This is a genomic window from Pedobacter cryoconitis (assembly GCF_014207135.1).
GTDB lineage: Bacteria > Bacteroidota > Bacteroidia > Sphingobacteriales > Sphingobacteriaceae > Pedobacter > Pedobacter cryoconitis_D.
In genome coordinates, this window is record NZ_JACHCC010000007.1 from 160,904 (window position 1) to 178,895 (window position 17,992).

Consider the following 17,992-nt stretch of genomic DNA (forward strand, 5'->3'; position numbering starts at 1 on the left):
GAATTAGAAATTAATGTTCATACCAAATGAATAAGTACGCTGGAATGGATAGATAGCACCAGCAAGACCTTCCGGATCCAGTTTAACCTTGAGTTTGGAATACTCAAAAAGGTTTTCCCCGCTCACATAAAAATGAACGTTTTCGAGTTTAAGTCTTTTGAGTACACTTTTAGGCAATGTATAACCCAGTGTAATATTTTTAACCCTTACATAAGCTGCATTCTGCAGGTATTTAGTATTGGGAATACCCAGCTCCATACCTGAATCTTCGGCGGCATAAGCTTTAACCCTTGGGAAATAAGCATTCGGAGTTTCAGGAGTCCAGTGATCCATGTTCTGAGCAGTAACGTTTGTCCATGGCTGAGCGTAGATCCCCCAGAAATAGATATTGCTTGGCTCTGGATACCAGTCTCTTTTAGCTACACCCTGCAAGAATACACGGACATCAAACCCTTTCCATGCAGCACCGAGGTCAACACTAAAAGGAAGGTGGATCTGGTTGTTACCAATTTTGTATTTATCACCAGGATTGTCTACCGTATTATTTCCAAAATCGACCTTTCCATCTTGGTTACGGTCTTTGAATTTAATATCCCCGACAAAAAACTGGTACCGGTTATCTGCTTGTCCTACAGCTGTCTGGTCGGCATGGTTTTTCAGTTCAGCTGCATTCTGGAAAAACCCTTCTGTTTGTAATCCCCAGATTTCACCGATCTCCATTCCTTTGTAATAGTTATTAAGGGATTTTGTCGGATTATCGAAACGGGTGATAAAAGTCCGGCTATCGCTCAATGCAAAAGTTACGTTATAAGACAGGGGAGAACCTCCGACTGGTTTAGAATCTCGCCAGGTTAATTTTACTTCCCATCCATCTGTTTTCAGGTCTGCCGAATTAGTGGTAGGTGAAGGTGTACCAAATACGCCAGGGAGTGTTTTTCCCGGAACCAGCATATCTTTAGTGTAGCGGGTATACTTGTCCAGGTTTAATTCCAGTTTATTCTGGAAGAAAGTCATATCCGCACCCAGATTGACGGTAGATACTTTTTCCCAGGTAAAACCACTGGATATAGCCGAAGGCGGATCAACATAAGTTGGTTGTACACCACCTAATACCTGACCATTTTTTTTGCTTTGTAGTACAGCCAGATAATCATATTCGCGAACCGAAGCCTGGTTGCCCAATACACCGTAGGATGCTCTTAATTTAAACTGATCCATTTGAAGTGCCTGTTTCACCGGGTTGAAAAAATGCTCTTCCGAAACTACCCATCCGGCAGATGCCGATGGAACAAATACCCATCTCTGGCCTGGCGCAAAACGGGATGACCCATCGTAACGTCCGTTAAATTCGACCAGATATTTTTCTTTGAAATTGTAGTTTAAACGGTAAAAAAGTCCCTGAACTGCCCATTCTCTAATGTTTTCAGAGACATTCTGATCGCCAGTGGCCAGATTGATAGAAGGGATGTTATTTGAAATCAATAATTTTCTAGAAGCAATAGAATTTGTGTTGATGTAATGCTCCTGGTTATAACCCACTAATCCCGAGATGAAATGGTTACCCAGTTTTTTATGGGCTTCGGTATATAAATTGACTACATCATATTTAATGTTAGAATTGTAGTTGGTTGCACTGGTCGAATTGTTTAATGGCGGAGCCAGATCCTGACCTGTTTTATAAGGAACAGGAATTTCATAAGATCTGCTTAAGGAGTCAGCTCTGCGGAATGTAGCGTCACCTTTTAAACTCCAGACATCTTTAATCAGCGATGCGTCAAAAGAGAATGTGGTCTGAAAAGTATTATTGTCAGAAGTCTTTCTGCCTCCTTGCTGTACAGCACCCAATACTGCAGCACCTGCTGAAGTCCATGAACCGTCCGGATTTTTCGGTACGTCGGTTACATTGGTTCTGTTGATATTCCAGAAATAGTTGCCATCGATAAATGTAGGAGCTGCATAAGAACTGGCGCTAAACATGGTGTTATTAGAAAGTTTGAACCATTTGGTTAAATTAAGGTCAACCTTACTTCTCATGTTATAGAGATTGTTTTTCTCGTTTGCATTCCTGATCATTCCCTGCTGGTCATAATAATTAGCAGATAAATAATAGCTCAGCTGATCGGATCTTTTAGAGATGGTTACCCCTGTATTATAAGTAGGAGCGGTTTTATTATAAGCTTCTTTCAGCCAGTCTGTATTGCCGATATAGAACCATTTGGTTGGGTCGTTAGGATCGGTAATTACACTAGGTAAAGAAGGATCTAAAGAACGTAAACGTGCTGCTTCAACTAATGCAGGACTATAGGCAGGATTATATAAAGGATAGGCCGCCTGGTTCTTCATTTGTAATACGGTATAGGGATTAGTCACCACATCGGGTAATTTACCCACTGTTCTGATAGCAGTATAGCTGTTTACGCTGATGCTCAGCTTATCACTTTTTGCAGATTTAGTAGTGATTAAAACTACACCAAAAGCTGCTCTTGATCCATAGATGGCAGCTGATGCCGCGTCTTTTAAGACCGAAATACTTTCTATATCAGCAGTGTTTAACATTAATAATTCTGATGCTGAAAAAGGAACGTTGTCAACCAGTATCAGCGGACTTCCACCATTGATAGAAGTATATCCCCTGATATTAAAATCGGGTGCGGTATTTGGTCTGCCATTGGCGATAGAGATATTCAGATTGGGAATTAAACCCTGTAAACCCTGACCCAGATTTGCAATTGGTCTGTTCTCCAGTTGTTTAGAAGTAATCGCATCTACAGCGCCAGTCAGATTTGCTTTTTTCTGCGTACCATAACCCACTACGACTACCTCATTTAAATCGGAAAGTACTGGCTCTAAGGTAATAACCATACCAGAAGCCTGCGAAGCAGATACCTCCTGTGATTTGTATCCCAGGTAAGAGAAGATCAGTACTGCTTCTTTATTAGGAACTTTTAATTTGAAATTTCCATTTTCATCTGTTCTGTAACCTGTTTTTGTTCCTTTAATGAGTACAGAAACTGACGGCATAGGCAAACCTTTCTCATCGATAACTTTTCCCTTGATTTCGATATCGGTAAAAAGACTTGTTACTTTACTCAGCAGCGAGAAGGGGGCAGGTTTGATGACCAGTGTATTAGCTTCGATGCTATAAGTCAGATCCTGGCCTTCCAGACATTTTTTCATGACCTCATCTAAAGACGCATGGGTAAATCGGGCATCGATCACTTTATCCGCCTTTAGTTTATCCTGTTCCCAAAGAACATTGTAACCTGTTTGTTTTCTGATCTCTCTGAAGATATATTTTATAGCTACATTTTTCCTGTTTAACGAAATGTTCTGGGCATTACTACTGGCACTGGCCTGAAGCAGGAAAGTAATCATTAAAACTGTGGTAAGTTTAACGCACATGAGTAATTGTCTTTTAAACGTTGTGTCAGGATCTGGAACACCAGGTAAACTGACCGGCAAAAATTTAGTAATGCAGGCGTTGAACCTGCGAAAAAAAATAGTATAAATTGTATACATTTGATCGTTTGTTTGGGGTTTTTAAATATGCTATGTCGTAGTTTATTTTGATTACCTCCATAAAGCACGCGGTGTAAACCGCGATACCGGTCAGTGATGTTCGCAGCATCACTGACTTTTTTAAAGGAGAATCATGGCTGGTTTATTTTACAGTTATAATCCTCCTCCCTTCTATTTTAAAGTGTACAGATCCTGTTAATTCCAATGTCTTTAATAGCTGTGATACACGATCAAATCTGGAGACAGTACCACTGAAATGTTTTTCCTTTAATGCTGGATCCTGAAAATCAACTTTAACATCATACCAGCGTTCGACCTTCTGCATAATGTTTTCCAGGGTTTCATTGTTGAAGGTGAAAAGACCATCTTTCCAGGCCAGTTCTTCTTCCACATCGACTGGGATTACTTTAATCTTTTTGTCAACGACAGACTGCTGTCCGGGCTTCAGGATCTGTTCTTGCTGATTGTTATCAGTCATAGATACCCTGACACTACCCTCGGCTAATGTTGTTTTAGTCGCCCGTTCATTATCGTAGGCACTGATATTAAAATGGGTGCCTAATACCTCTATTTTTTGTTGTTTACTGTCGACTATGAAAGGCATCTTTTTATTTTTCTCCACTTCGAAATAAGCCTCACCTTTTAAGACTACTTTACGCTGAAGTCCGCTGAACCTGACAGGGAAACTTAAAGAAGAAGCCGCATTCAGCCATACTTTTGTGCCATCAGGTAAGTTGACCTGATATTGGCCACCCTTAGGTGTTTCAATAGTATTGAACAGAGACTGTGCTTTAAGATCGGTTGTTCCACCGGGATTAGATTGTATCGTGTAGACCAGCTGTCCATCTGCAGTTTTTGTAACCAGACAGCCTGATTGTTTAGCGATTTGTCCGTTGATGGAGTCATCGAGGACAATTTTAGAACCGTCTGCCAGTGTTAATAAAGCTTTACTGGTTCCCGGACCTATATCAACACTGGTGAAATCGGATACTCCATCAGGTTTAGCCGGATGATAAACCCTGAAATATAATCCGGCACTCAGCAAAAGCATTGCTACAGCTGCGGCCGACCAGTATATTTTAGGCCTGAACGGATATTTTCGTTTATTTTGTTTGCTTATATTGTTCCAGAGCTCCTGTTGCAGTGCAGCGTAGGAGGGCTCTTCGATTTCCTCAGGTTCATCGGCCGTTTCTTTCAGATACCAGCTTTCTACAATGGATCTTTCTTCCGGTGTACAATTTCCCGCTAAGTATTTCGCTATTAATTTTCTTGCTCTTTCGTTTTCCATGGTATCGCCGTTTTAACGGTTCATATGGATAAGAACGTTTGCTCAAAGCTTGGTAGTAGAGAAAAAGGAAAAAAGTTTTAGCACTCTATTAAAAGATAAAAGAAGCCAGTGAACCTAGCTTTAAACGCAATATTTTAATTGCATTGTTCATTTGTTTTTTGACAGTCTTGTCCGAGATATCCATTCTGGTGGCAATCTCTTTATGGGAGAGATTTACTTTACGGCTTAATTCAAAAACCTCCCGCATTTTAGCAGGCAGTTTGGCAATCTCACTTTCGATACGACTGGCCAGTTCACGGTTACGTACCAGATGGTCTGTTATATTTGTTCCTTCATCTATGAATTGCTCTAATGAATTCATGTATTTTTCCCTGACCTTGCCTCTCTCAAATAATTTAAGAATACTGTTCCTGACAGCGGCATATAAAAAGGAAGAGAGTGAGGTATGCAAATCTAAAGTATCCGATTTGGACCAGACCATTACAAAAACATCCTGGATCACATCTCTGGATTCTTCCTCATTCTGAAGGATTTTTCGGGAGTACCGGTATAATATACTCCAGTATCTTTGATAAATTTCAGCATAGGCACGATGATCACGATCTTTTAAAAGCGCAAGTAAGTCATCATCCGAAAGTAAATTATAAGCTACCATTAACCCACCTGATATTTTGGGACAAAGCAAATGTTAATTGATGAATATACGATTCTTTGTGTATTATTATTTTGTTAAATCATATAGCACCTGTTTAAAGAGATACTCTATTTTGTGAATAGTATCCCGATGCTGAAATATAAAACATTATTTTGTTAAAGAGGTCTGATCTTCTTGTTTTTCAGTTCTTTATTCTGAGGATAAACTCTAATTCAGTTTATTTTTCTTTAATAGGGTGCTGAGAATAAGATCCAGCAATCTTTATCGCATCTTTAGAACTTGTTTTTAGCACCTGTTTAAATTTATTTGATAAAATTAAAGTACAGGTGCTTAATTTGTGCTAAACCAAATAGATTAAAGATGACGATCCAGACTAAACATAATTTCGGCGCAGGACCATGTATTTTGCCTGCCAGTGTACTTGAACAAGCTGCAGAAGCAGTAAAGAATTGGGATAACAGCGGTTTATCCATTTTGGAGGTTTCGCACCGCTCTCCAAAATTTGAAGAAGTAGTAGTGAAAACAGAAGCACTGGTCAGAGAATTACTGGAAGTGCCCGAAGATTACGCTGTGTTATTCCTTCAGGGAGGAGCCAGTACACAATTTTCAATGATCCCACAGAATTTTTTACAGAAACATCAGAAAGCAGCCTATACGGATGCCGGCTTATTCGGAGAGAAATCTATTAAGGAAGCAAAATATTTTGGTGAGGTAGAAGTCGTTGGATCTTCTGCCGGAGAAGGATACGCCATGATCCCGGAAATAGGGTCAGTGACAAAAGATATGGCTTATTTTCACTGTACATCAAATAATACGATTGAGGGAACAGAAATGTTCAGTTTCCCCGAGCTCGGTATTCCCCTGATCTGTGATATGTCATCAGATATTTTCAGCAGGGTTATGCCTATCGGTCAGTTCGATTTAGTTTATGCAGGTGCACAGAAAAATATGGGACCGGCAGGAATGACTTTAGTATTAGTCAAAAACGAATTGCTTGATACTGTTAAACATCCTGTGCCTTCTATGTCCGATTACCGGATCTACAGGGATAATCAAAGTATGTTTAATACGCCTCCGGTATATTCCATTTTTGTGGCAATGCTAAATATGCAATGGCTGAAGGCCCGTGGGGGCGTAGCACAGATTGAAAAGGAAAATATAGCCAAAGCGGCTCTGTTATATGCAGAAATAGATAGAAACCCTTTGTTTTATGGAATGGCCGTCAAAGAACACCGCTCCAGGGTAAATATTTGTTTTAAAATGCATGACCAGACAAAAGAAGAAGATTTCCTGTCTTTTGCAACAGACCGCGGTATGGTAGGAATTAAAGGTTATCGTACAGTTGGTGGTTTTAGGGCCTCATTGTATAATGCACTGCAAATCGACTCTGTCAAAGCACTGGTGGCCTGTATGCAAGATTACGAGAAACAACATGGCAACAATTAAACCTTTCGTGGCCTTAAGGCCTCAGGAAGTTTATTTAGACAAAATGTTAACCGCAAAGCCCTCCTCCTGTAATGGGAGGAGCAATGGCTCCATTGCCCATATGCTCGACAATGGATTTCATGAAAAACACGGACTGACCAATGCGCATATTCTGGCCAATCTGAAAAAGATGCTCCATACGGGTGATTTTTATCAGGAGGAACGGCCCTGTATTTTTATTTATGAAATTACTCAGGGAAAGGATATTCAGACAGGTGTCTGGGCTATAACTGACCTGGCAGATTTTGACCAGGGACATATTAAAATACATGAATCCATACTCGACTGCCTGGCCTCCGGACTAATTAATTACCGGGATGAAGTTGGATTAGAAGGAGGGCCTTTGCTCCTGACTTATCAGCCTGCCAGGGAGATCAGTCAGCTTCTGACGCAGGTCAAGAGGGCCGAGGCGGATTCTGTATATTATGCGAATAAAGTTTTTCACCGGTTATGGACTGTTTACGATCTGAAAACGATCCGGCAGTTAAGCTTGTATTTTTCTGAATTACAGCACGTTTATCTTGCCGATGGCCATCACCGTCTGGCAGCGGCTGTTCAATATAGAAATATGGAACCCAGAACTGGGAATGCCAATTATATCTCTTCTTTTTATCTCTCCTGTGATCAGCTGAAAATCAAAGAATTTCACCGGGTGGTAATCCCCGCAGAAGAAATCTATATCGGTCAGCTCTTTCGTATCCTGAAGAAAACTTTTTCAGTCACCAGATCACAGCGGAATGAAGTAGTCGTTCCTGTAGAAGCCAGGGAATTCGGGTTGTACATAGAAGGAAAATGGTATAGAATGGTTTATAAGCTGGCTGATAAGGCCGACTTACCGGATGCCTGTCTGTTGCAGGAAATTGTACTGGGGCCTTTGTTTAAAATTGTGCATCCTGAGACAGATCAGCAGCTGATCCCGGTTGGGGGTTCAGAAGCTATTCATGAACTGGAATTCATCTTAGCAGAACACCCGACTGCTATTGCATTTACATTGGCAGCAATGCGGGTTGACCAGTTAATGGATATTGCCAGAAAAGGAATTATCCTTCCGCCAAAATCTACCTGGGTAGAGCCGAAAATCCCTTTTGGCCTGTTATTAAGAAAGCTCTGATTCAGCTAAAATGGAAATCGACCTTTCCATTTCGGTAGGGTTGTACTAAGCGGGAAATCCGATAAAAAATAATAATCATGCCCTATATCCCTTTAAAACGAATTTTTCTGTAATTGTGCTGGTGGGCATATCATTTGGGTTTAAGTTTTTTTAAAAACGAAAAAAACAAATGGAAAATCAAATGATATTTGTGCGTGTTGCCACAGTGAATGATATCAGATATGCCGATGAAATAGTAAGAGAAACTGAAGCTTCGGCAATAGTCCGGGGATCGGGAATTGCCAAACGTTCTGTTGAATCAGTGGCGCAAAAAATGCGTGAGGGTAGGGCCGTAGTAGCGGTTACCGGTAGCGGACAATGGGTAGGGTTTGCCTACTTTCAAACCTACGAAAATAATAAGTTCGTATCTAATTCGGGCCTGATCGTCTCTCCGGCATTCAGGAATTCGGGTGTAGCCAGGGCTATTAAAGAGAGAGTCTTTAAGATGGCCCGCAGGACGTATCCTGAGGCAAAAATTATCAGCATCACTTCAGGTGCTGCAATTATGAAAATGAATACAAGCCTGGGTTTTGAGCCTGTTACCTTTTCTGATATTACCCATGATGACTTATTCTGGGAAGGTTGTAAAAGTTGTGTAAACTATAATATCCTCGATGGTAAAAAAAGATGTAACTGTTTATGCACGGCTATGTTATTCGATCCGGAAAAACATCAGGAAGATACTATTCCTGCCGAAACGTTAAAGTATTTTTCTATGTATCTGGCAGAAGCCAATTAATTTTTTTATCGTATGAAACTAGATTTTGAACATCAGACTGATCAGGATTCTTTACTTCCACACCAACAGGAATCCATTGAATTATTAAAGCAATTAATTTCAAAACCTTCATTTAGCGGGCAGGAAGAAATGACGGCAAACCTGATTGAATCATTTCTTCAGGATCATTATGTATTTACCTTAAGAAAACACAATAATATATGGTGTTATAATCTGCATTTCGATCACAAGAAACCAACAATTTTGTTGAATTCACATCATGATACCGTAAGACCTTCGGCTGTCTATACTAAAAACCCTTTTGAAGCAATTGTTCAAAATGATAAACTGTTTGGTTTGGGCAGTAATGATGCCGGGGGGGCACTGGTCTCCCTGATTGCAACTTTTCTTCACTTTTTTAAGCGGAGAGATCTGCCTTTTAATATTTGTCTGGCAGCAACTGCTGAAGAAGAAACTTCAGGAGAAAAAGGACTTAAATCTATTTTAGACGACTTACTCCCGATCTCTTTTGCTATTGTGGGCGAGCCTACCAATATGCAGATGGCTATTGCCGAGAAAGGATCCATGGTGCTGGACTGTAAGGCTTTTGGCCGCTCCGGACATGCAGCAAGAGAAGAAGGGGATAATGCTATATACCGGGCGTTAAAAGATATTCAATGGTTTTCCTCTTATGTATTTCCTATTGAATCAAGAGTAATGGGACCGGTAAAAATGACTGTTACAGAAGTTAATGCCGGAATACAGCACAATATCGTTCCTGCAGAATGTAATTTCACAGTTGATGTAAGGCTTACAGATGCTTATACTGAAAAGGAACTTTTACACATTATTCAGAACCATACTTTTTGTGAATTTACGGTCAGACCGGGTGTCTTAAAACCGTCCTGTATCAATCAGCTGCATCCGATAGTCAAAACAGGGTTGTCAATTGGGAGATCTGCCTATATTTCCCCTACAAGCTCTGATCAGGGCTGGCTGGATATGCCTTCTGTTAAGATGGGACCTGGTGAATCTGCCCGTTCCCATACTGCCGATGAATTTATTTACCTCGAAGAAATTAAAGAAGGAATGGATATTTATGTTCAGCTACTGGAATCTTTATTCCCTTATCTGATGAATAATCCAGAACCTGAAAAATAATCATTTTGTTGTTGGTTGTGTGCGGAGGCTGTTCATTCTAAAATGATCAGCCTCTTTTTTTTGTTTATCTTCCGTCAATAAGGGCAATTGTTTTTGCAAGAGGTTAAAATAGCTTAATAACTGGATAACCTTGGATTGCTTTTTTTAAGGAAAACACCCTTTCTTTAGGATAACCAATATAAACTGATGAAAAAGAACCATTTTGCTGTAATACTGATTATCTCCTTGTTTTTTCTGTGGGGTTTCGCACTGAATTTAAATCCTATCCTTATTCCACATCTCAAAAAAGCATGTCAGCTATCAGATAAACAATCAGCATTTATTGATTCTGCATCTTATATTGCTTATTTCCTGCTGGCTATTCCTGCTGGTAAATTCATGAAAAGGTTCGGGTATAAAGGCGGTATTGTATTCGGATTACTATTATTTGCTACAGGGGCGTTTCTGTTTTATCCGGCTGCAATAACCCGGTCCTATACCTTTTTCTTAACCGCATTATTTATTATCGCCAGTGGCCTTGCATTTCTGGAAACTGCTGCAAACCCCTATATAACTGTATTAGGCGATGCCGAAGGAGCCACACAAAGACTTAATTTTGCACAATCATTTAATGGACTCGCAGCCACATTAGCCCCGCTTTTAGGTGGTATGTTCATTCTTTCTGGTCAGAAACTGGATGCGAATGCAGAAGCCGCAATGAGCCCTGAACAGTTGAATACCTTTCTTAATCATGAAGCTTCCTCGGTTAAAATCCCATTTTTGATTATAGGCGCCGTAGTTCTGCTGGTAGCTGTTTTTATATGGAGGACTCCTTTACCCGAAATTCAGGAACAAGAGGGAGAGGAAGAGAAAACAGGCTCCATACTGAAAGAAAAGAATCTGATCAGGGGTGTAATCGCTCAGTTCTTCTATGTAGGGGCGCAAGTTTGTGTAAGTAGTTTTTTTATCCGTTTTTCGGCTCAGGTAGCAGGTATTGCTGAGAAATCAGCGGCATTATATCTTTCAGGAGCCTTATTGGGCTTTATGGTAGGACGTTTTATAGGCTCTTTCCTGATGAAATTTATTGCACCCTCCAAATTACTTGCTTTTTATAGTTTGATTAATATTGTACTGATCATCGCTGCGGTGACTTTGAAAGGGATGCCTGCAGTTTACGCTTTATTGGGTGTAGAATTTTTTATGTCGATTATGTTCCCGACTATTTTCTCCTTAAGTATGCAAAAGCTGGGATCAAGAATGAAACTGGGTTCCTCATTGGTGATCATGGCTATCGTAGGCGGAGCTGTTTTTCCAGTTATCATGGGGATGGTCTCTGATCAGACTAATATTCATACTGCTTATATAGTACCTGCCGTTTGTTTCGCTGTAGTTTTCTATTTTGCATTGACAAATCTGCGGGCTAAGAATATTAAACTAAGTACCGCTCATTAAATATGATTAGCATAGATGCACACCAGCATTTCTGGAAATACGATAAACTCAGACATAACTGGATCAGTGATGAAATGGCTGTTATCCGGCGTGATTTTTTGCCTGAACACCTCTCTGGGATTCTTCAGGAAAATGAAATTGAAGGTTGTATTGCAGTACAGGCAGATCAGTCGGCTGAAGAAACCCGTTTTCTGCTGGAATTATCAGATACGAATGATTTCATCAAAGGAGTGGTGGGATGGGTAGATCTTCAGGCTCCGGATATTGAAGAACAGTTAAGTAGTTACAGTCCGTTTAAAAAATTAAAAGGTTTCAGACATATCCTGCAGGGAGAAACACAAAGAGATCTGTGTCTGAAAGATTCTTTCCTGAATGGGATAGCCAGATTGGAACAGTTTGGTTTTACTTATGATATACTGATCCATGAGGATCAGCTGCAGTATATTCCTGAATTTGTATCCCGTTTCCCGGATCAGCGTTTTGTTCTCGATCATATGGCTAAACCAGACATTAAAAGTGGAGAAATCCATCACTGGAGAAAAGCAATAGAATTGGTCGCGGTACATGAAAATGTGTCCTGTAAAATATCTGGTATGGTCACAGAAGCAGATTTGAAGACATGGAAACAAGGTGATTTTCTGCCTTATCTCGATGTCGTCGTGAACGCTTTTGGCATGAAAAGAATTATGTATGGATCGGACTGGCCGGTATGTCTTGCAGCGGGAAACTATAACGCAATTATGCAGATTGTACGATCTTATTTTGCCTCTTTCTCTGCCAGTGAACAGCAACTTTTTTTTGCTGACAATGCAAAGGATTTTTACAGACTGGATACAACCCGTTAATTCTACGGGAATAGCTAACCAATATTGTTTTTTTTATAATAATTTTAGAGTCTGTTCAGAAACACTGAGCAGAGAAGAATAATGCCTTATGAAGAAAACGATCCTTTGTTTAGCCGTTGCTTGTTATTGTTTTACTGCTTTTAAACCGGGCCGGGAATCTGAAACAGGAATTTCCCCTGATTCTGCAGCTATTAAAGAAATCAATGCCCGGGGTTTCTCCAGACATATCGGCTTCCTGGCCTCAGATGAGTTCCAGGGACGAAAACCTTTTACAGTGGGGGAGACAAAGTCTATCAATTATCTGGAAGCACAGTTCCGCCAGCTTGGTCTTAAACCAGGTAATGGAAACAGTTATTTCCAGGAAGTGCCCATGATAGAAATTAAGTCTGTTCCGGATCGCAGGATGATATTTAAAGGACAGGGAGGTCAGGTCACTGCTGATTATCTGACCGGTTTTGTGGCTGGGACAAAAAGGGTAGAACCGAAGGTCAGTCTGACTAATTCTTCGCTGGTATTTGCAGGTTACGGAATCGTGGCCCCCGAATTCAAATGGAATGATTACGCTGGTCTGGATGTCAGAGGGAAAACGGTAGTGGTTATGATCAATGATCCCGGTTTTGCAGATTCAACACTTTTCAGAGGAAAAAATATGACCTATTACGGTCGCTGGACTTATAAATTTGAAGAAGCAGCACGTCAGGGAGCAGCTGGTATCCTGATTATTCATGATACTGCACCTGCTGCCTATCCCTGGTCTGTAGTACGCAGTGGCTGGTCAAAGTCCAAGCTGCAGGCTGAAGAAAAGGATAATAACAGGTCGAGGGCTGCCGTTGAAGGATGGATTAGTTTGGATATAGCCAAACAGCTGCTTAAGCTGAGTGGACAGTCAGAGACTATTTTAGCTAATGCCAGTAAACCAGGGTTTAAAGCTGTAGACCTCAAATTGCAGACTTCTTTAAATATTACCAATACAATTAAAAGATCAGTATCAAATAATGTGGTGGCTATCCTGCCCGGGACTAAGAGACCAAAGGAAAATATTATTTATTCTGCCCATTGGGATCATTTGGGGGTTGGTGAAAAGGTAAACGGCGATTCTATTTATAACGGAGCGGTAGATAATGCAACTGGTGTGGCCGCATTACTGGAGCTGGCTTCAGCTTTTCAAAAAGCTGTGCACCGGCCGGAAAGGTCTATTGTGTTTGTTTCCTTTACTGGGGAAGAGCAAGGGCTGATCGGTTCAGAATACTATGCCAGACATCCCGTATATCCGGTTAGCCAGACAGTTGCCGATATTAATATGGATATGATGGGGATTGCCGGAAAAACAAAAGATATCGTAATCTATGGGTATGGCCAGTCAGAGCTCGAAGACTATGCTGAAGTTTCTGCCAGAAAACAAGGAAGAGTTATTGTGAAAGACCCTGTACCTTCATCTGGATTGTACTATCGCTCGGACCATTTTAATTTTGCTAAAGTAGGAATACCATCCTTATTTACCGGATCAGGCGTAGATAACGTACTGCACGGGAGGGAATGGGGCCTGAAACAAGTTGCAGATTATACAAAATCGCGGTATCATGCCCCAGGGGACAATGCGGAAGCAATTACTGATTATACTGGAATGGTCGAGGATACCAGGCTGCTATTTGATCTGGGGTATCGTCTGAGCCAGCAAACTACTTTTCCAAAATGGAAAAGCGGCTCAGAATTTAAAGCAGTAAGGGAAAAATAGAATCAGGTAAGGCTATTCTGTGATTAACAGGATATTATCTGTCATTTTACTGGATACTGTCCTGGGTTCACTTCCGTCTATTGCAATAATCATTGACTGATCAAAGTCGAGTTTATCCAGTACCTCTATTTTGGATCCCAGACCAAGATTCAGCTGTTTCAGGTATTTCAAAAAGGGAGTGGAAGTATCTCTGACGCTACCTACTTTACCAGATTGGCTGATTTCTAACTCACTCAAACGTTTGTTCGCATAAACAGGCATCTTACCATTTGCCGGGATCGGATCTCCATGCGGGTCAAATGCAGGATTACCCAGAAAGTCATCCAGTCTTTTAGCCAGTTGATCATCATGGATATGTTCCAGCTGTTCTGCAATAGGATGTACCTCAGCCCAGTCATAATGAAGTTTCTCAACCAAAAAAACTTCCCATAATCTATGTTTGCGGATAATATCCAATGCAACAGTTTCTCCTGAGGCGGTCAGAATAGCTCCCTGTGTTTTGTCATAGGTGATCAGCTGCTTTTCTTTAAGTTTCCTTAACATATCGATTACTGAGGCTGGATTGTTCTCCAGTGAATCTGCAATGGCTTTAAGACTGACCTTATTCTCATTTTTACTGATGTGATAAATCGCCTTAAGATAGTTTTCCTCAGAATAGGTTTTCTTCATGTTATTGCTGCTTCTGCACAAAAGTAAAGAAATATTTTTCTACTCTCATGTATTAGGTTAGACTAATTTTGTATATTTGCTTATTCGAATTTTAGAATTGTATGATTTGAGAAATATTAACTTAAACCAGTTGGATGATATGCGATTTTTAAACATATTTCGTTAAATACCTTAAAATGTTTTATTTAGTTTATTTTTTTTATCAGACTGAATATATTTAACTCTGGATCCTGTTTATTAAATTATGGAAGTAGCAATTACCGTACTCGAGAATGAAATTAAAAGCATGTCTTTACTGCTAAAAAAAGAAGACCTGATGAGAAAAGATATAAAAAAGGCAACTATCGTCATGAAAGATATTGCGAAACTTAAAACTGCAGTTAAGCTATTAAAAGAGCACCATCAACGTAAAGAAAGAATACGCTTATAAAGAGCCTTAAGAATTTTCAATAGCCCAGTTTAAGTTGATACTGGCTCCGGTATGGTTCCCGGAGCCATATCTTTTGAGTATGAAAAAAATAGTTATTTTGTTCATTGATAAGTATTTGATTAATAATTATTCTATATTTATATATAAATATCTTCAACCAAATAATTAGTATCCATGCAATCTGAACACGCTCAAAAAACTGACGAGTTATCACCAAACCAGGATGATAATGCCCATATTCCATTTGATGGGTTTGTTAATGTGAACGATATCGTTAAAAGAAGAAGACAATTAAGGACTGCAGAATTTAATATGCATGATCAGATCTGGGACGCCGCAAATGATGCCCCCTCTTTATAATTTCTTCAATTAATTATTTTTTTCTATCTTGAGTGTATCTATTATATCATTTGATATACTACCTGATGAAGCTATTGACTACCCATCCAACTGCAAAAAGGAATTTATTTGTTTTTTTCCTGATTCTGTTACTCCTTATTCTTTCAGGTATATTTAATCTTCTTCAGCCATTAATCGTTTTACCTCTTTGTTTTTTTCTTGTTTTTATGGCCTTGCTGGTACTGTTTTTTTTCGAAGAAAAGAAGTTGGTGGTTCCGGTTGCTGATAGTCGGATCAGTACAGAAGTCAACGAAAATGGGTTTAAATTGATAGCTGATCAGATTCCATTTATGGTATGGCGCTCTGATGCTGATGGAAAATGCATTTACGTCAATAAAAAATGGATAGAATTTACTGGTTTAAGTTATGAAGAAAGTCTGGGTTTTGGTTTCGTCAAATCAATGGCCATACCTGAAAATCAGCGAAGAAGACAGGAATGGTGGAAGATGATCAAAGACCATCAGCCTTATGAATTAAAATTTCAGCTGAAAGATAAAACGGGAGAGCTTCGGTGGGTACTCGCCCAGGCAAATGCCTATTATATCGGAACCGGGTTCATGGGCTATATCGGCAGTATTATTGACATTACTCAGCAGGAAAACTCTACAATTGCAATTCAGGAATTGTCAGATCGTAAAGATGAATTTTTAAGTATTGCCAGTCACGAACTGAAAACCCCTCTGACGAGTATTAAAGCACTTTTTCAGTTAATTGAACGAAATATTTCTCCTGATCACCTGGTCTTTCGTTTTTTGGGTAGGGCGAATAATAACATCCTGAAACTGGAAACACTAATCAATGATCTGCTGGATGTATCAAAAATTAATGCAGGTAAATTAAGTTATGACTATTCGGAATTTGCTTTCCATGAAATGCTGAATGAGGCTATTCTGAACATGCAGCATATAGCACCGGATTATCAGCTTGTCTTGCAGAAATCTGATCCTGTACTATTTATGGGTGATAAGTTCAGACTGGAGCAGGTTATTTTTAATTTCTTGTCCAATGCGATTAAGTATTCTCCGGAGCGAAAAGAAATTATCATTAATTCGGAAGTCCTCAATGGAAATATCATTGTTTCTGTACAGGATTTTGGAATAGGGATTAAAAAAGAAAACCTGACTAAAATTTTCAACCGTTATTACCGCGTGGATAATACGATTATGAAATTTGAAGGACTGGGCCTTGGCTTATTTATCTCCTCCGAGATCATTAAGAGACATCATGGAAGTTTCTGGATTGAAAGTGAGTTAGGTGAAGGGGCGACCTTTTATTTTATACTGCCACTGACTAATCAGCATAAGCACGCACAGGTCTTAACTGATGAATTTAGCTATTATGAGGATGAAACCATCAAAATACAGATCTCAGCTGAAGAGGACAGGATGGATGTAAACTGGACGGGGTATCAGAATTTTAAAAGTGTGCAGGATGGCTGTCTGATTATGCTTGATCTGGTCAAAAAGAACCCCTGCACAAAAATACTAAATGACAATTCGGAAGTGAGGGGAAACTGGTCAGAAGCCTCAGACTGGGTTTCTGCCGAGTGTTTACCGGCTCTAGCAGCAGCAGGGATTACACATGTTGCCTGGATTTATTCGCCCAGTATCTTTAGTCAGCTTGCTGCCGAGAAAAGCGTAGATCTTAGTGATCATATTACTATCCGGTTTTTTAATGATAAAGTATCAGCAGCTGCCTGGCTTGATTCAATTTAGCTTTGAATTGCCACCTGTTTTTTGATCTCAAATAAATTAACTTCTTAACATTTTTTTGCAAAATCAACATTCAATTTCTTACATTGTATGTAAATCAATTTATTAAATAAGAATCTTATGAAAAAACTACTTTCGTTAGTGGCTGTATTAAGTTTATGGGTAAGCTTAACAATGGCACAGACTGCTGTCCCTGCGACACCTGTTAAAGTTAAAAAAGATGGTACTCCAGACAAACGCTATACCACCACAAAACAGACTACACCAGCTGTTAAATTAAAGAAAGACGGTACACCAGATAAACGTTACAGTACTGCAGCTAAAACCGCTGCAACAGCTCCGGCAGCTGCTAAAACAAAAGCTACCAAAGCAGTTAAGACTGTTAAAACTACTACTACAACTGCCACTGCAGCTCCGGCAGCAGCAGCAGCCCCTGCTGTTAAAGAAGTTAAAACTACAACTACAAAGGCTGTAAAAACACCTAAAGCAGCAGCAGCAACAGTTGTCAAAGATTACAAACCAACTGTTGATAAAAGTTTATCAGGACCAAATGGAGAACAAATCCTTACCGGCCCTCGTGGTGGAAAATATTATATCAACAAAAACGGTAACAAAACTTATGTCAAAAAAGAAGGATAGTCTTCTTTATTTGATTGAAATATAGTTGATTAACAATATTTTTTGTTGTTTAATTATAGAGATATTTTATATTTGTATTGTCCTTATGACACCACCAATTCATACGAATTGATGATAAAGGCCGGGTAGACTGAACAATGCCCGGCCTTTTCTTAT

The 17,992-nt window shown here is 39.7% G+C and carries 15 protein-coding genes; 11 read left to right on the forward strand and 4 right to left on the reverse strand.

Annotation, left to right across the window (positions count from 1 at the left end):
- Positions 1-3: 3 nt before the first annotated feature.
- From HDF25_RS14205 to HDF25_RS14215, 3 genes are all read right to left on the reverse strand, one after another.
- Entirely contained in the window at positions 4-3,519 is a 3,516-nt protein-coding gene (locus tag HDF25_RS14205; protein ID WP_221450910.1) for a TonB-dependent receptor, read from the reverse strand.
- 142 nt (positions 3,520-3,661) lie between these two features.
- Positions 3,662-4,807: a FecR family protein gene (locus HDF25_RS14210; protein WP_184625806.1), complete on the reverse strand. Its 1,146-nt coding sequence runs from the start codon at positions 4,805-4,807 to the stop codon at positions 3,662-3,664.
- Positions 4,808-4,895: 88 nt separating this feature from the next.
- Complete coding sequence (locus HDF25_RS14215; protein WP_184625808.1) at positions 4,896-5,462, reverse strand: RNA polymerase sigma-70 factor; 567 nt, start codon at positions 5,460-5,462, stop codon at positions 4,896-4,898.
- Between the two features lie 360 nt (positions 5,463-5,822).
- Here HDF25_RS14215 and serC point away from each other — a divergent pair, with 360 nt between their 5' ends.
- The 7 genes from serC to HDF25_RS14250 all read left to right on the forward strand — a co-directional run bounded on the left by serC (position 5,823) and on the right by HDF25_RS14250 (position 13,987).
- The gene (gene serC / locus HDF25_RS14220) at positions 5,823-6,908 is read left to right on the forward strand and encodes a 3-phosphoserine/phosphohydroxythreonine transaminase (RefSeq protein WP_184625810.1); all 1,086 of its coding nucleotides are present in this window, start codon (positions 5,823-5,825) and stop codon (positions 6,906-6,908) included.
- A 100-nt stretch (positions 6,909-7,008) separates the two neighbouring features.
- Complete coding sequence (locus HDF25_RS14225) at positions 7,009-8,058, forward strand: DUF1015 family protein (protein ID WP_411267923.1); 1,050 nt, start codon at positions 7,009-7,011, stop codon at positions 8,056-8,058.
- Positions 8,059-8,227: 169 nt separating this feature from the next.
- A complete protein-coding gene (locus HDF25_RS14230; RefSeq protein ID WP_184625814.1) occupies positions 8,228-8,836 on the forward strand; it encodes a GNAT family N-acetyltransferase in 609 nt (202 codons plus the stop codon).
- Positions 8,837-8,848: 12 nt separating this feature from the next.
- On the forward strand, positions 8,849-9,976 hold the full coding sequence (locus HDF25_RS14235) for a M20 family metallo-hydrolase (RefSeq protein WP_184625816.1): 1,128 nt from the start codon (positions 8,849-8,851) through the stop codon (positions 9,974-9,976).
- A gap of 186 nt (positions 9,977-10,162) precedes the next feature.
- Complete coding sequence (gene fucP / locus HDF25_RS14240) at positions 10,163-11,407, forward strand: L-fucose:H+ symporter permease (RefSeq protein ID WP_184625818.1); 1,245 nt, start codon at positions 10,163-10,165, stop codon at positions 11,405-11,407.
- Between the two features lie 2 nt (positions 11,408-11,409).
- Positions 11,410-12,252 carry an amidohydrolase family protein gene (locus HDF25_RS14245; protein WP_184625820.1) on the forward strand — a complete coding sequence of 281 codons (843 nt, stop codon included), beginning with the start codon at positions 11,410-11,412 and terminating at the stop codon, positions 12,250-12,252.
- 88 nt (positions 12,253-12,340) lie between these two features.
- The gene (locus tag HDF25_RS14250; protein WP_184625822.1) at positions 12,341-13,987 is read left to right on the forward strand and encodes a M28 family metallopeptidase; all 1,647 of its coding nucleotides are present in this window, start codon (positions 12,341-12,343) and stop codon (positions 13,985-13,987) included.
- A 12-nt stretch (positions 13,988-13,999) separates the two neighbouring features.
- Here the strand turns inward: HDF25_RS14250 and HDF25_RS14255 are convergent, their stop codons facing one another.
- Complete coding sequence (locus HDF25_RS14255) at positions 14,000-14,656, reverse strand: metal-dependent transcriptional regulator (protein ID WP_184625824.1); 657 nt, start codon at positions 14,654-14,656, stop codon at positions 14,000-14,002.
- 244 nt (positions 14,657-14,900) lie between these two features.
- Between HDF25_RS14255 and HDF25_RS14260 the strand changes: the two genes are divergently transcribed.
- The 4 genes from HDF25_RS14260 (at position 14,901) to HDF25_RS14275 (ending at position 17,836) form a co-directional block, all read left to right on the forward strand.
- Entirely contained in the window at positions 14,901-15,086 is a 186-nt protein-coding gene (locus tag HDF25_RS14260) for a hypothetical protein (protein WP_184625826.1), read from the forward strand.
- 174 nt (positions 15,087-15,260) lie between these two features.
- The gene (locus tag HDF25_RS14265; protein ID WP_184625828.1) at positions 15,261-15,446 is read left to right on the forward strand and encodes a hypothetical protein; all 186 of its coding nucleotides are present in this window, start codon (positions 15,261-15,263) and stop codon (positions 15,444-15,446) included.
- Positions 15,447-15,511: 65 nt separating this feature from the next.
- On the forward strand, positions 15,512-17,200 hold the full coding sequence (locus HDF25_RS14270; protein ID WP_184625830.1) for a sensor histidine kinase: 1,689 nt from the start codon (positions 15,512-15,514) through the stop codon (positions 17,198-17,200).
- A 117-nt stretch (positions 17,201-17,317) separates the two neighbouring features.
- On the forward strand, positions 17,318-17,836 hold the full coding sequence (locus HDF25_RS14275; protein WP_184625832.1) for a hypothetical protein: 519 nt from the start codon (positions 17,318-17,320) through the stop codon (positions 17,834-17,836).
- The last annotated feature ends 156 nt before the right edge of the window (positions 17,837-17,992 follow it).